Source organism: Enterococcus sp. DIV1421a (genome assembly GCF_051711025.1).
Taxonomy (GTDB): Bacteria; Bacillota; Bacilli; order Lactobacillales; family Enterococcaceae; genus Enterococcus_B; species Enterococcus_B hirae.
Genome location: NZ_JBIOLU010000001.1, coordinates 1697054 through 1713148 on the forward strand (window position 1 = coordinate 1697054; position 16095 = coordinate 1713148).

Annotated in this window: 9 protein-coding genes; 1 reads left to right on the top strand and 8 read right to left on the bottom strand. The window is 37.5% G+C overall.

Annotation, left to right across the window (positions count from 1 at the left end):
• Positions 1-102: 102 nt before the first annotated feature.
• Entirely contained in the window at positions 103-3771 is a 3669-nt protein-coding gene (gene nifJ / locus IGK21_RS07705; protein ID WP_181915046.1) for a pyruvate:ferredoxin (flavodoxin) oxidoreductase, read from the bottom strand.
• Between the two features lie 175 nt (positions 3772-3946).
• On the opposite strand from nifJ, the gene IGK21_RS07710 reads away from it, so the two are divergent.
• Positions 3947-4465, top strand: coding sequence for a thioredoxin domain-containing protein (locus IGK21_RS07710; RefSeq protein ID WP_034698266.1), 519 nt, complete (start codon positions 3947-3949; stop codon positions 4463-4465).
• Between the two features lie 197 nt (positions 4466-4662).
• Here IGK21_RS07710 and IGK21_RS07715 read toward each other — a convergent pair whose 3' ends face one another.
• The 7 genes from IGK21_RS07715 to uvrA all read right to left on the bottom strand — a co-directional run bounded on the left by IGK21_RS07715 (position 4663) and on the right by uvrA (position 16094).
• Positions 4663-7848 carry a hypothetical protein gene (locus IGK21_RS07715; protein ID WP_181915047.1) on the bottom strand — a complete coding sequence of 1062 codons (3186 nt, stop codon included), beginning with the start codon at positions 7846-7848 and terminating at the stop codon, positions 4663-4665.
• Positions 7849-8027: 179 nt separating this feature from the next.
• A complete protein-coding gene (gene whiA / locus IGK21_RS07720) occupies positions 8028-8963 on the bottom strand; it encodes a DNA-binding protein WhiA (RefSeq protein ID WP_010718951.1) in 936 nt (311 codons plus the stop codon).
• A gap of 34 nt (positions 8964-8997) precedes the next feature.
• A complete protein-coding gene (locus tag IGK21_RS07725; RefSeq protein ID WP_010718950.1) occupies positions 8998-9996 on the bottom strand; it encodes a gluconeogenesis factor YvcK family protein in 999 nt (332 codons plus the stop codon).
• The gene (rapZ, locus tag IGK21_RS07730; RefSeq protein ID WP_010718949.1) at positions 9993-10877 is read right to left on the bottom strand and encodes an RNase adapter RapZ; all 885 of its coding nucleotides are present in this window, start codon (positions 10875-10877) and stop codon (positions 9993-9995) included. Before rapZ ends, IGK21_RS07725 begins: the two co-directional genes overlap by 4 nt.
• Before the next feature lie 153 nt (positions 10878-11030).
• Positions 11031-11750, bottom strand: coding sequence for an amino acid racemase (locus tag IGK21_RS07735; RefSeq protein ID WP_010718948.1), 720 nt, complete (start codon positions 11748-11750; stop codon positions 11031-11033).
• 3 nt (positions 11751-11753) lie between these two features.
• On the bottom strand, positions 11754-13019 hold the full coding sequence (locus IGK21_RS07740) for a D-aspartate ligase (protein WP_010718947.1): 1266 nt from the start codon (positions 13017-13019) through the stop codon (positions 11754-11756).
• A 237-nt stretch (positions 13020-13256) separates the two neighbouring features.
• A complete protein-coding gene (gene uvrA / locus IGK21_RS07745) occupies positions 13257-16094 on the bottom strand; it encodes an excinuclease ABC subunit UvrA (RefSeq protein ID WP_181915048.1) in 2838 nt (945 codons plus the stop codon).
• Position 16095: the final 1 nt, after the last annotated feature.

Genomic DNA, 16095 nt, shown 5'->3' on the forward strand with positions numbered 1-16095 from the left:
GAAAATTACATAAATTATTCGATCGATTTTTCCGCCCTTTAAATTGTTTGCTTATCATTCACCGAATGAGATTGTTGGATCACTGAACGAAACATCAAAACATCATTTTCGACGTGCTGCGCGTTCTGCTCTTTTAGCAGCTCTTCTGGCTGCTGCTTCATCATCGATCTTACGTTCTTTTTTTCTCTTTTTCGTTTCGACTTCCTCTTCTTTTACAATCGGATCAGACGGTTCTAGTTTTTCTTTAATTTTATCAAGCTGTCCAGTGAGTGAAGCATAATTGTAAAAACGAGTTTTTGCATCTAGAACCGTTTTTTCAAACAATTTTTCAGCTAATTGAGGGTTGGCCCTTTCTAGTGAAGAAAACCGGACTTGCTTACGCATAAAATCGCCCATTGTTGAAAAGTCTGGTTTTTTGTAATCCAAAATCATCGGAACCTTCCCTTTTTCAATTAAACTTGGATTATAACGATAGAGGGACCAATAGCCTGATGAAACAGCTTCTTTGGCTTCTTTAATCGATTCTTTCATGCCCCCCAACAGACCATGGGTGATACAAGGCGTATACGCAATGATTAGTGATGGCCCTGGGTATTTCTCTGCTTCTTCAAACGCCTTGATTGTTTGCATTTGATTGGCACCAGAAGCAATTTGAGCGACATAGACATTCCCATAAGTCATTGCCATCATTCCTAAATCTTTCTTCGACGCATATTTCCCACTTGCGGAGAATTTTGCAATAGCTGACGTTGGCGTTGCTTTAGAGGTTTGCCCCCCAGTATTAGAATAAACTTCATTATCCAATACTAGGATATTCACATCTGCCCCACTAGCCAATACATGATCGATACCACCAAAGCCAATATCATAAGCCCAACCATCTCCGCCAATAATCCATTGACTGTTTTTGACAAAAATATCTTTGTGCTCAAGAATGGATTCCAATTCTGGGACTTGCTGTACTTCCGCTACCATCGCAGCCTGAAGTTTAGCTGCTCGTTGTTGTGTTCCTTCGCTATCGAATAAATGGTTGAGCCAGTCCTCCATCAACAGTCGAAGCGCACTCGATACTTTTGGCATGATTTCACGAACAGATTGCGCTAAAGCTTCACGACGGGTTTGAGCAGCTAGTAACATACCATAGCCAAATTCAGCATTATCTTCTAATAAGGAATTAGACCAAGCTGGACCTTGCCCACAAGCATTCGTTGTGAACGGTGATGCTGGCGAAGCTCCTCCCCATATTGAAGAACAGCCGGTTGCATTAGCGATCATCATTCGGTCTCCGAACATTTGGGTCAAAAGTTTCACATATGGCGTTTCACCGCAACCAGAGCAAGCACCTGAAAATTCAAGCAACGGTTGGTTAAATTGGGTAGCCATTACCGTATTTTTTCCTTTCATAGGGTTTTCTTTCTGTCTCAATGTCATTGCAAACGCCCAATTGACCGCTTGTTCTTTTTGTTCCTCGTAAGGTTTCATCACTAACGCTTTTCCTTTGGCTGGACAAGCCTCCACACATAATCCACATCCTGTACAGTCCTCCACGGAAACTTGGATACGATATTTTAACCCGTCAGGTCCTCTCATATCACGAACGATAAATCCTTCAGGCGCTTCAGTCAGCTCTTCTTCATCAGCTAAGAATGGGCGGATGGCTGCGTGCGGACATACAAATGCGCACTCATTGCACATCGTACAACGGTCACTGATCCATTCAGGGACTTCTAGGGCTACACCTCGTTTTTCCAGCGCTGCTGTTCCTAATGGCATCTCGCCAGTTGTCATCTGGTTGGCTACTAAAGTACCTACTGACAGTTGATTTCCTTCTTGAGCATTGATCGGCGTAAAAATCTCTTTTACGTAACGTGATGTTGTCTCTTCTTTTTTGCTAGGTAGTTCTAATGATCGCCAATGTTTGGGGATTTCAACTCTATGGAGAAGTTCAAGGGTATGATCAATCGCTTGGTTATTTTTTTCTACGATTTTCATTGATTTATGACCATAGCTTTTAAGCACTTCTTCTTTCAAGAGCGGAATCACTTCTTCAATAGGAATAATGTTTGCTAATTTGAAAAAAGCCGTTTGCATGGCAGTGTTAATACGACGACCTAATCCAACTTCTTGAGCAATTTTCATCGCATTGATCGTATAAAATTGAATCTCATTTTCTGCCAAATATTTTTTTAGACGAATAGGCAGATGCGTTTCTAACTGCTCATCTGTCCATAAAGTATTCAATAAAAATGTGCCACCTTTTTTCAACCCTTTTACTAAATCATAGCTGTGCAAGTAAGCAGGCGTATGACAAGCGACAAAATCAGCATGTTCAACTAAATAAGTAGAACGAATTGGCGTATTTCCAAAACGGAGATGGGAAATCGTCAATCCACCTGATTTTTTTGAATCATAGTAAAAATAGCCTTGGGCGTATTTGTCTGTATGATCACCAATGATTTTAATTGCAGATTTATTTGCACCGACTGTCCCGTCAGAACCAAAACCCCAAAACTTAGCTTGATAAGTTTCAGCATCCGTTAAATCCAATGTTGGTCTTGGTGCCAAAGAATGATAGGTAACATCATCCACTATCCCGATTGTAAATCGTTTTTTCATTTGTTCATCTTTTTGCAACTCGTCAAAAACGCTGATGATTTGATCTGGTGTCACATCTTTTGATCCTAATCCATACCGCCCACCAATTATTTTAGGACAGATTGTTGCATCATAAAGTGCACTTTGAACATCTAGCAGTAATGGTTCCCCACCAGCTCCTGGTTCTTTGCTTCGATCTAATACGGCAATTGACTGTGTAGTTTTAGGAAGTTTTTGCAACAATGTTTCAATTGGGAATGGGCGATAAAGATGGATATTCAAGAAACCGACTTTCCGGCCATTTTTATTCAAATAATCGACTGTCTGTTCAATCGTTTGCGCTACCGACCCCATCGAAATGATGACTTCTGTCGCGTCGGCAGCACCATGATAAGTGACTAAATCATAGGAAGTTCCACGTAATTCATTGATTGCTTGCATGTATTTTTGTACGATGCGAGGTAATTGTTCGTAATACGAATTGATCGTTTCTCTTTGCTGAAAATGAATATCTGGATTTTGATTCGTTCCACTAACAGTTGGGTGGTTAGGGTTCATCGCTCTGTTTCTAAACGCAGCAAGTTTCTCTTGATTGATTAACGATGCTAACTCGTCATATTCTAGTACTTCAATTTTTTGGATTTCATGGCTCGTACGAAAACCATCAAAAAAATTCAAGAATGGCAGCTCTGCTTCAATCGAAGCCAAATGTGCTACGGGTGCTAAGTCCATAACTTCTTGCACACTGCTTTCTGCAAGCATCGCAAATCCAGTCGATCGAGCAGCCATGACATCCCCATGATCCCCAAAGATATTTAACGCATTCGTCGTGACTGCACGACTTGCGACATGAAATACGCTTGGTAGTAATTCACCAGCGATTTTATACATATTGGGTATCATCAACAACAATCCTTGAGAAGCTGTATAAGTCGTTGTCAGCGCGCCTGTTTTGAGCGAACCATGCACAACACCAGCCGCTCCTGCTTCAGATTGCATTTCAACCACTTTAACTGGTTGTCCAAAAAGATTTTTCTTCCCACTAGCAGACCATTGATCCACTAATTCTGCCATCGTTGAGCTGGGCGTAATGGGATAGATTGCAGCTAATTCTGTAAAAGCGTAAGAAATATAAGCGGCAGCTGTATTTCCGTCCATTGTTTTCATTTTTCGCATTTGTCATCATCCTTGTTCAAATTCTCTCAAATATCCCACCTATTATAACGCAAAAGCTCCTGAAAACCTACCTATTCTGTAAAAGTACTCACATGAGAAGATACATGCTTTATTAAACAAAAAACTAGTCTTTTTCCTGAAAAATGCTTAAAATGAATCTAAGAGGTGATTATACATGGATATATCTATCATTAAAGCAGATAAAACAAATACCGAAACTGGCATTCATTATGGAAACTTAGATGCTCCTAAGAAAATGGCAGAGTTTATCAATCTGGCTTGCCCTTATTGCCGTCAATGGTTCAACGAATCTTATGAATTACTCGAAGAAGCTGTAAGTAAAGGTCGTTTGCAACGGGTGATCAAACTTTTTGATAAAGAAAAAGAAAGTTTGCAACGTGGGAATGTGATGCATCATCATATTGATACGTCAGACGGTCAAGTAGCTTTACGAGAAATCAAAAAAGTATTTGATTCGCAGGATGATTGGAAAAATCTTAGTCTAGCAGAAGTAGCAGATTATGCTCAAAATAAGTTAGGTCTAACTTACCAAGAAGAATCTCCTGCCTCTCAAGCAATTATAGCTGAGGCGAATGCTGCCAATATCCGTTTTGTTCCAACTGTTATTTTGGAAGAGCATATTTTTGATGAATCGATCAAAAAAGAAGAGCTAATTGACTACATTAACGAGTAATAATCCTGACTATCACATGTACTTGTAATCATTATTGATCAGGATTGACACTATCGTTCCGATCCTAACAAGACCCAAAGAACCTCAAAATAGCCTAGCCTATTTTTAAGGTCCTTGGGTCATTTTTGATTGAGCGACTATCCAGATCTTAATTTAGAAAAAGTTAAAAAAACGGATTGATACACCATCTATCTATCCTAAGACCTTTCGTTGACAAAGCTTCGTAAACTAGCTTGGACACGTGGGTTATTTAGATGCTGTTGCCATTTCTGTTCGATGACATTTTGTACTTTTTCAACGGCACGAGTTGTAGTCGATGAAAAACTTTTTGGCTGTGACAATATGGGTGAGTCTACCCGTGCTTTTTTCAGACTTAGGTCCAGGGCGCCAGGATCCGATTCTGAATTTCTTCTCTTCCTCTCTCCTTCTGATTTCATTTCTTGACTCTTTTCATATTTTCCTTTCACTTGGTCTGAGCTATTTGATCTAAGCTCGATTTGATGAAAACGTTTGGTCAATTCATCCATAGATATTGGTTGTAGTGGTTGGTGACTCGTGCTTTGGTACAACGGATTGTTTTTAACTAGAGATAACACTTCATCTTTATGGATAAACCGCAGTTTTCCATCGGAATTAGGAACGGAATAAAAAGAAAATTCTTCCGCAATCTCGTTAACTGTCCTCTCTTTCTTTTCTTCATTTTGGATGTAATCATATATTATTTCTTTGACCTCTTCTGGTGATAAATTATATTGATATGAAATTACTCCTATATTTTGATTCTCCTTATACTCACTAACAATGATTTCACGCAATGAATCTAATCTATTCGTTTTAGTGTAGATTTGATGAAACTGGTTTGTTGATTCAGCCATAGATATTGGTTTTGGTGGTTGGATCGTACCTTCTTGTATCAGATTTTTCTTAACTTCAGAGACCTTTCCAGATTGATGGATAAATAACACTTGTCCATCGCCTGTATGAATGGTAGAAAAATATAACTCTGCCGCAACCTCATTAATCCGTCTCCCCTTCTTTCCTTTATTTACTATGTATTCGCTTATTATATTTTGTACCACTTCTAGCGGTACATTATATTTAGCTGAAATCATTTTTATATTTTTTTTCTTTTTATACTCACTAATAATAGATTTACTCAATAGATCTAAGCTATTTGGTTCAGGGTCGGTTTGATGAAACTGGTTTGTTGATTCAGCCATAGATATTGGTTTTGGTGGTTGGATCGTGCCTTCTTGTATCAGATTTTTCTTAACTTCAGAGATTGCTTTCTCAATGATAGGTGGTTCTGGAGTGTTTAATTCTGGTTGAGATTCGTTCTGAATTTTATTCACTATCTCTTGAACGGCTTCTTCGTTTATCTTTAGCGTACATGCAATTTCATTAATGGATACTCCTTTTGCAACTCCCCCCTCTACATATATCTTATAAATTTGAGCCAACGTGCTGCCATTTTTCTCCGCAATTCTTTGAATTTGATGGTACATTGCTATATAATCTCTAATATATTGATATGGAAGTACTTTTATGTCAGTTTGAGTTAAACAAAGCTGGTTACCTATTTCTTCTTTAGACATTCCCTTAATTGAATGTTGTATAATAAATTCAGCCATTCGATGTCTCACCATTTCCGAAGTCCAGTCCAATTCGGTTGCAATATCACCAATTTTTATCCCTTTTCTTAGTTTCTTAACAAGCTCTTCGAAGCTTAGTTGTTCAAGTACCCTTTCTGGTTGTGTTTTTAATAATAAGGTATTTGTGTTTTTACTTTCTCCCTCTAACTTATTATTTTTTTCAACTTTTTTGAAAGTCTCAAGTATCCTCGGATATCCATCTAAACTCACAGGTAATATACTATTTAATTCTTCCCGTGTATATCCTTGATGAATCTTTTTTATTGCATAATCCTCTATTATCGTTTTAGTTTTTTCTACCGAAATATTCAAGCTTTCAGAGATATTCTTTATGTTTTTCTTTATTTTTAGCTTGTGAACGACCAATTTTTCCATCACATAATCTTCTGAACAACCAATATTCTCAGCAATGAGAGGGATATCACTATGCCTTTTAAAACTATTTTGGATAAATGCATGTTTTTTGTCCATTATACTAATTGAACTTTTATGTAGTCTTTCAGCTATCTGAAGTACCGAAAAACCTTGGTATATGCTACGTGCGATTTCTAAATTAAGTATCCTATAAGCAGTTGGTCTACTAATCTTTAGTTGCTCGATAAGTTCTTCATGACTTATTTTATTTTCAAGTCCTTGAATGAACTCTACTCGTATTTTCTTCATTTCCTCCTTATTGTGGCGTTTTAGAAACGCTAATTTTTTTGAACTATCTTTATTGGGGCGCATCTTATGAATGGATTTTTTCATTTCAAGTGCGCCTTCGATATACATTAATTGAATCTGATCGAACGTAGAACTGTTTAACCAAGCAATATGTTGCATTGTATTAGCCTTTAACTCTACTGTAAGATAGTTGTATACATTTTTTTTCATTTGAGCTGTTGTTAACCAAAGATAGGTAGAAATGTGTTGTTTAGGGGTTCCCTTACTTGATTCACTGATAATAAATTGCGCTATTATCATTCGAATTGTTTTATGACTTCTATTCAACTCTTGTGCAATTTCCTCAATATTTTTACCTTTCTTTCTTTGGATAGCAATATAATTAATTAGATATTTATTTAATTCATTTGATGTTATTTCTTCTAACTTGTCTTTTCTATTTTCTTTGTAAAAATTAATTATTTCATTTTGTCTCCTACTTTCTACTCCTTTTTCTCCTGATTCGTTTTCCTTTTTAACTTCAAGGTAGATATTATGGACTCGTGGATTCTCAGCCAAATTAAGATACAACATTTTATTCAATTCTTCCAGTGTGTATCCTTCCTCACAGATTTTTCGTATTGCATAATTTTCTATTATCTTTTTAGTTTCTCCTAATGAAATAGAAACACTCTTAGTAATATCCTCGATATTTTCCATTTTTTTCAGCTTTTGAATAATTATTTTTTCAAGAACATACGCCTTCGTACCACCTATCTGCTGAGAAATGGAGTCAATCCTAGAGGAAGGTGGAATCTCAGAAATGGAATTATTACTAGAGGAATCCGAAAAACGTCTTAGAATATAGTTGTGTTTGTTTCTGTGAATTTCCTCAACGGGCTTGTGAAATCGTTCAGCTATTTCAAGTTCCGTAAATCCTTGACTTAGTTTACATGCGATTTCAAGCAATTTGATTTCAACCACTGTTTTACGGGATATCTTCAAGCTATCTGCAATTTCTTCATCTGTTTTTCCTTGTTCATAACCTTGAACAACCTTGGCTCTCAGTATTTTATTCAGATATTTCATGACACTATTCTCCTTTGTTTTTAGTAGCAATAACCGTTATCAATGGGACTTGCTACTTACTTTTTAACATATTAAAGGACACTGATTAGAACTTTTTTTGGAAATATAATAAAAAAAGATTCTGAGACAAATACTTGTCCCAAAATCTTCATTAATTAAAAAATTAAAAATTTTTTCACTTAACTTGCTTCTTCGCGCAACTTTTCTGCAAATTCATTAATCTTTCTGATTCGATGATTGATTCCGGATTTAGAGATCGCTCCTGATGGAATCATTTCTCCTAGCTCTTTTAAACTGACTTCTGGGTGCTTTAATCTCAATTCTGCAATTTCTTGCAATTTTTCTGGTAGTGCAGTTAATCCAACTCTACTTTCAATCAATTCAATATTTTCGATTTGTTTTGCTGCAGCATCAATCGTTTTATTCAGATTAGCTGTCTCACAATTGACAAGTCGGTTGACTGAGTTTCGCATATCACGTACGATACGGACATCTTCAAAGCGCAACATCGAATTCGTCGCACCAATTAAGGTTAAAAAGTCAGCAATTTTCTCTGCGCCTTTTAAATATGAAATATAGCCGTTTCGACGTTCCAATGTTCGAGCATGAAGACCATAATAATTTAACATATCACAAATGTCTTGATTATGTTGTTCATAAATGGAGAAAATTTCTAAATGGTAACGACTAGTTTCAGGATTATTGACTGAACCAGACGCCATGAATGCTCCTCTTAGATAGGATCGCATTTTTTGTGCATTTCCTAAAATTTCATCAGATACATGCCCATTGAACATCATTCCGTCCATGATATCTAGATCCATCAGTACATTTTTCGTTCCTTGTTTCAAACGAACGATATAGACATTATTCTTTTTCAATTTCATTTTTTTTCGAACGAGTAACTCGCTTCGGACATTATAATGATCTTTTAAAAGAGAATAGATCCGTCTAGCGATAGCTGCATTTTCTGTTTGAACGTTTAGGATAAATTGTTGATTCACAATCCCTAAAGATCCATTCATTCGCAAAAGTGCAGCTAATTCCGCCTTTGCATGTTCGCGGTGAACTTCAAGTCCAGTAAGTTCTTTTTTGACATCTGCCGCAAATGACACCCTATTCTCCTCCTTTCTTTTAGTAACCTACCGTTTAATATTTGGAACCAAAAACCAAACGAAATAGCTCTTCCACAACTTTTTCACCATCATGGAAGACACCTCCATTTTTTAATTCTAAAAAGTCAGTCGAAATCACTCGACAACCTTCATTCCGTAATCCATGAAAATCATGGGTTACTTGTACGAGGTATTCATCGTAAATTTCGGGATCCATATAACCTGCTGGTACTTTTTCTGTGTTAACTAAAACAGTATCAATAAATGGTCGTTTCAAATGTTCATGCAACACCCGAATATGATCAGCATCTGTAAAATGTTCTGTTTCACCTTTTTGTGTCATGATATTACAAATATACACCACTTCGGCTTCTGTTTTAGCTACTGCTTCTCCAATTTCTTGGATGACCAAATTAGGTAAAATGCTAGTAAACAAACTACCCGGTCCTAAAACGACCATATCTGCCTCCATAATGGCAGAAACAACTTTTCGTGCTGGTTTGGCTTCGCTATCATCCGTGGTATTTCGCACATAGACATGATCAATCGTTTTTCGATCGACCGCAATTTTTGATTCCCCCACCGCAGTAGTACCATCTTTAAAAACTGCATGGAGTGTTAATGGTGTTTCAGAAGAAGGATAGATATGACCGTCCACATGCATCATCTTAGATAGGAGTTGTACTGCTTCGTATGTACTTCCTCTCATTTCTGCGACAGCGGCAATGATCAAATTACCAATCGTATGATTGGCTAAAAATTGATCTTCTTTTTTAAAACGATACTGAAAGATATCTTCATAAAATTGTGGCATATCCGACAATGAAACCAACACATTCCTCAAATCGCCAGGGGGCGCCATCGCAATTGATTCTCTGATTGCACCGCTACTGCCCCCGTCATCTGCGACAGTTACGATTGCTGTAATATCAGCCCCTTGGTTACGCAAGCTTTTTAAAATAACCGGTAAGCCTGTGCCACCCCCAACGACAACGATTTTGGGCTTTCTTATACGGTAAGTTTTCATCTTCACGAGCGATTCACCGTCTCTTTCCGTTTATCTTTGTCACGGTGAGTCACATTGACTTTATAATTTTCTTTCAAAGCACCTGATAAACGTTCTGTTAACGCAACTGAACGGTGTTGCCCTCCGGTACAGCCAATAGCAATCGTCAAGCTGCTTTTACCTTCTTTGATATATCCTGGTAAAACCGTCTGTAATAAATCTAAAAACTTATTATAAAACAGCTCAGTTTCATCAAATGACATCACATAGTCATAAACTGGTTGATCTTTTCCTGTCAAAGGTCTTAATTCAGGGATATAGTGGGGATTTGGTAAAAAGCGTACATCCATCACGATATCTGAATCAATTGGCAAGCCATATTTGAATCCAAAGGAAACAAATTCGATTCGAAAGCCTTGATCGCCTTTGGTCTTAAACGTTTGATTGATTTTTTCCCTTAACTGACGTGGTGTTAAAGTCGTCGTGTCTATAATGACCGAGGCCTGCATCTTTAGATCATTCAATATCGCACGTTCTTTACGAATTCCTTCCGTGACTAAACCGTTCATTGCCATTGGATGGGTACGTCTTGTTTCCTTGTATCGTGCGACTAATTCTTCATCGGATGCATCTAAAAATAAAATCGACGTATCGATAAAATCCGTATTCTCAATTTCGACTAACATATTTTGGATTTCTTCAAAAAACGAGCGTGAACGCAAGTCTACCACTAATGCCATTTTCGTCACTTTACCCGATTCTTTGATCAATTCCCAAAACTTTGGAATTAGATTTGGTGGCATATTATCAATACAGAAATACCCCATATCTTCAAAACTTTGAATAGCGACCGTCTTCCCAGCGCCACTCATCCCTGTGATGATTACTAGTTGTAAATTATCAGCCATATCAAACGGCCCCCTCTCATATCTCTTCCTAAAATTATATCACTTCCGGGCGTATCATTACCAGTTAAACATTCTTAAAAATGAAGTTGTCGATAAAAATAGGGACAAATACCACTGTAGGTATCCGCCCCTAATCTTTGCTCATAAAAGTTTTCAACTTGATATGGTAGCTTGTCGGTGTTGTAAGGCACGGGCGATCGTTTGATCAGCTAAGATTGACTGTGCGTCAATGACGGGATATTCATTTTCCCCTACATACTCTTGCATCAACGATAATTCTGTACAGCCTAAAATAATTTTTTCGCAATCAAATCGCGCCACCGCTTCTGCCAAAATTTCGTAGTATAGTTCTTTGTTTAAATAATCTGATTCTTTGATATCATGATAAATCAAATGGTTGATTTTCGCCTGAAGTTGAGCATCAGGAATGACAGCCTCAAAGCCTAGCTGTCTCACTTCCTTTTCATAAATTCCAGCTTTCATGCTACCTTCCGTACCCAGGATGGCTACTTTACCAGTTGTGTTTTGTCTGACAAGCTCATTTGCCGCTTCTCGTGGCATATGAAGAATCGGAATCTCAGTGGCTGCTTGAAGTTCATCAAAGAAATAATGAGCTGTATTACACGTTAAAACGATAAAATTTGGTTTGAGTAAATTTTGTTTTTCAACATCATCTAGTAGGTAAGGCATTGGACTTTCTTGTTCCCTATCTAAAATATAAGCCGTTCGATCAGGAACTGTCGCATGATTAAATAATACATAATTTAAATATTCCTGATCTTTTGAGGCTTTGGTTCGATGATTGATTAGACGGACAAAACTCTCTGTGGCCATCGTTCCCATTCCGCCCAAAATACTAAAAAAGTTTTCCATGAATCAACCTTCTTTCACATGAAAGTATTTTTTAAATCGAGGAATGTAATTTCTAAACATATACTTCATCAATAACCAGCGTTTGAGCGAACGATCTTTCTCATAAAAAACAGTCGTTCCATAACGATTTTCTTTAATCATTTTTTCTGCAACTTTTTTGTCTTCATTTGCTTTTGCATAAGTTAAAAAGACCTTGTTAGGTACACCCATCCATAATTTTGCTTGATCCGATTGGCTCGTCCCATAGGTAGTCCCTGTGAATGGAACTTCAAATACACGGTCTTCTGTCACAAATTTTGCTAAATTCAAGCCATTAAGAGTGACAAAGAAACTGCTTCTTCCCTGACGAAGGTTGATTTCAAAAAGTTTGTATTCACCATCTCTTGGATCGTATTTCATATCAAAATTCGCAAAACCAGTATAGGAAATATCTTCTAAAAATCGTTTAATCGTTTGATAGATCTTTTCATTATAATCTGGCATGATCACCACATAATTACCAATCGAAGCTGGTGTTGGATCTTCTAGTAATGGGTGACCTAAACACATCATTCTTACTTGATGGTTTTCATCGACATAAGCATTTAACACACGCATATTACTATCATCCCCAGGAATGAAATCTTGGACGATCATTTCACTTGTATAACCTGCTTCGTAAATACGACCTAAGATCAAGTCAAATTCTTCACGATTATCGATAATAAAGGCTTTTTTTCGACCTTCAAATTGGACAGATAAGTATTCTACGCTGTTTGCCGGCTTTAATGCCACTGGAAAGTCAAATGGTAACTCTTGATTCAAATGCCCATCAACTAACATTTCTTTTCTAACAATCAACGTTTTGGGATAAGGTAACTGGTATTCCTCGCAAACTTCATAAAAACTAACCTTATTAATCAGACGTTTAAATAACGAATAATCGATGTAAGGACAAATAAAATACTTTGAGAGTTCTTCTTTATGCTGAGAAATCAGTTCTGCATAGCCATCTCCACATGCAATCAAGAGATACTTCTTCGTTTGATCTGAATATTTCTCTCTTGCTAAACGTAACATGGACTCAATAAAGACCGGATCTTTATCAAAACCAGGAATTACGTCTACTTTGACAATTTTGCTATAGCGAGTTGGTGCCAACTGATTTGATGCATACGCCTGGCAAACTTTGCCATACGCTTCATGAAATGAACGTGCCATTCCATAGACATTCATGTCGCTACCCAATAAAATAGGAATAAATTCTTCGTTTACATTACTGTTCATCATTATCTCTCACTTACTCATAATCTCTAGTTTTCTTTTTCAACTACACAAGGAATATCATACCATAAAGAAAAAAGCAATCAAAGGAATCTCCTCCGATTGCTCAATTCTTTTTTGAACGGATTGAACTTATAGGAAGTTTTTATCTATACCAATTAGTGTAGAAAGAACTACCATGTTTCGTATTTTAGTCTATACTGGTCAATAAAACAAGAATAGATACTTGATTTTAATTTTTTTTTAACTATCCAGTTGGTTTTCACCATTCATGATTTTTTTTAAGTATCGACCAGTATAACTCTCTTTCACCTCAATGATTTCTTCAGGTGTACCAGTGGCTAAAATCGTACCGCCACCTTCCCCGCCTTCTGGTCCAAGATCAATAATATGATCACCGGTTTTAATAACATCAAGGTTATGCTCGATCACTAATACCGTATTCCCTGCATCTACTAAACGTTGCAAGACATCAAGTAGCCGGGCAATATCATCTGTATGCAAACCAGTCGTTGGTTCATCTAAAATATAAAAGTTCTTACCATTCGCTATTTTGTGTAATTCACTAGCGAGTTTCATCCGCTGTGCTTCCCCACCAGATAATGTTGTAGCTGGTTGCCCCATCGTAACGTAGCCTAGACCAACATCGACAATGGTTTGAAGTTTTCGATGAATCTTAGGGATTGGTTGGAAAAATTCAACGGCATCTTCAACCGTCATTTCTAAAATATCTGCAATACTTTTTCCTTTATAATGAACTTCTAGCGTTTCAGAATTATATCGCTTCCCATGACAAACTTCACAAGGAACGTAAACATCAGGTAGAAAGTGCATTTCAATCTTAATAATTCCATCGCCTCGGCAGGCTTCACAACGTCCACCTTTAACGTTGAAACTAAAACGGCCTTTTTTATACCCACGCATTTTAGCTTCATTTGTTTGTGCAAATAAATCTCTAATATCATCAAATACACTAGTATATGTCGCAGGATTGCTTCGTGGTGTGCGCCCAATCGGACTTTGATCGATATCAATGATTTTTTCAATACTTTCATAACCGGAAATTGATTTGAATTTACCAGGTTTTGCTGAATTACGATTGATTTTTTGTGCAAGAGCTCGTTTTAGGATACTATTGACCAATGTACTCTTACCTGAACCGGACACACCAGTCACCGCAACAAATTCACCTAAAGGAAATTCCACTGAAATATTTTTCAAATTATTTTCCGTTGCCCCAGTGATTTTGATAGCTTGTCCATTCCCTTTTCGTCGTTCAGTTGGAACTGGGATACTCTTTTTACCGGATAGATATTGTCCAGTCAAAGAATCTTCATCAGCAGCAACTTCTGCTGGCGTGCCAGCTGAAACGATTTCTCCTCCTTGATGCCCCGCACCAGGGCCCACATCAATCAAATAATCTGCCGCACGCATCGTATCTTCATCATGCTCGACCACGACTAATGTATTCCCCAGATCACGCATTTTCTTCAATGAACCGATCAACCGATCGTTGTCTCGTTGGTGGAGTCCGATAGAAGGTTCATCTAAAATATAAAGAACTCCTGAGAGATTCGAACCAATTTGAGTAGCCAAACGGATCCGCTGTGCTTCTCCTCCTGAAAGAGTTCCTGATGCACGACTCAGCGTTAAATAATCGAGACCAACATTTTCTAAAAATGAAAGTCGATCATTCACTTCTTTTAAAATCGGTTTAGCTATTACTTTTTCTTGGTCTGAAAGGGTCAAATTTGAAAAGAAGTTGACCGCTTTTTGGATAGACAACTCGTTCGTTTGTCCAATATTCGTCCCATTGATTTGAACGGATAAAGCTTGAGGATTCAAACGATACCCATGACAAGTTTGACAAGTCAATTCAGTCATATATTGTCTCATTTGCTCTCTTGTGAAATCACTGTTTGTATCATGGTACCGACGCTTAATGTTTTTCAATACCCCTTCAAAAGTTGTTTCAACATCACGAACACCACCGAAATCATTCTCATAGTGGAAATGGAACAGCTCGTCTGTCCCATTGAGCACGATTTCTTGATGTTCAAGTGGCAACTCTTCAAAAGGCGTCTCCATATCAATCCCATAACTTTCACAGGCTTGAGCCAGCATCTGTGGATAGTATTGTGAACTGATTGGATTCCAAGGGACGATCGCTCCTTGACTCAACGTCTTCGTACGATCAGGTATCACTAAATCTTGGTCCACTTCTAATTTGACACCAAGACCATCACAATCAGGACAAGCACCAAATGGCGCATTGAAAGAAAACAGTCTTGGTTCCAATTCACCAACAGTAAAGCCACAATAAGGACAAGCGTAATGCTCGCTAAACAGCATTTCCTCTTCTCCGATGACATCAATCAAAACATAGCCTTCTGCTAAACGCAAGGCAGCTTCGATTGAATCAAACAAACGTGAACGGATTCCTTCTTTTATGATGACACGGTCTATGACAATTGCGATATCATGCTTTTTATTTTTTTCTAATTCTGGTACTTCACTTAAGTCATAGATTTCTCCATCCACTCGAACACGTACGTATCCTTCTTTTTGAATACGTTCAAAAACTTTTTTATGTTGGCCTTTTTTCTTGACAATGATCGGCGCAAGAACTTGAATTTTAGTTCGTTCAGGTAATTCTAAAACTTTATCAGCCATTTGATCAATAGATTGGCTGGTGATCTCAATGTGATCATTCGGACAGATAGGATGCCCCACACGTGCGAACAGCAATCGGAGATAATCATTGATTTCTGTGACAGTTCCTACTGTTGAACGAGGGTTTTTACTAGTTGTTTTTTGATCAATTGAAATTGCTGGACTTAGCCCATCAATACTATCAACATCCGGTTTATCCATTTGCCCTAAAAATTGCCGTGCATAAGCAGAAAGACTTTCGACATATCTTCTTTGTCCTTCTGCATATAATGTATCGAATGCTAACGAACTTTTCCCAGAACCAGATAATCCAGTGACCACCACAAATTTATCTCGCGGAATTGTCACATTGATGTTTTTTAAATTGTGGGCTCTTGCACCATGGATAATTATTTTATCATTTGCCATA

Excerpts from the sequence above, each read along its gene's own strand:
- nifJ (WP_181915046.1), bottom strand. The coding sequence starts at position 3,771 with ATGCGAAAAATGAAAACAATGGACGGAAATACAGCTGCCGCTTATATT.
- IGK21_RS07710 (WP_034698266.1), top strand. The coding sequence starts at position 3,947 with ATGGATATATCTATCATTAAAGCAGATAAAACAAATACCGAAACTGGC.
- IGK21_RS07715 (WP_181915047.1), bottom strand. The coding sequence starts at position 7,848 with ATGAAATATCTGAATAAAATACTGAGAGCCAAGGTTGTTCAAGGTTAT.
- rapZ (WP_010718949.1), bottom strand. The coding sequence starts at position 10,877 with ATGGCTGATAATTTACAACTAGTAATCATCACAGGGATGAGTGGCGCT.
- IGK21_RS07735 (WP_010718948.1), bottom strand. The coding sequence starts at position 11,750 with ATGGAAAACTTTTTTAGTATTTTGGGCGGAATGGGAACGATGGCCACA.
- IGK21_RS07740 (WP_010718947.1), bottom strand. The coding sequence starts at position 13,019 with ATGATGAACAGTAATGTAAACGAAGAATTTATTCCTATTTTATTGGGT.
- uvrA (WP_181915048.1), bottom strand. The coding sequence starts at position 16,094 with ATGGCAAATGATAAAATAATTATCCATGGTGCAAGAGCCCACAATTTA.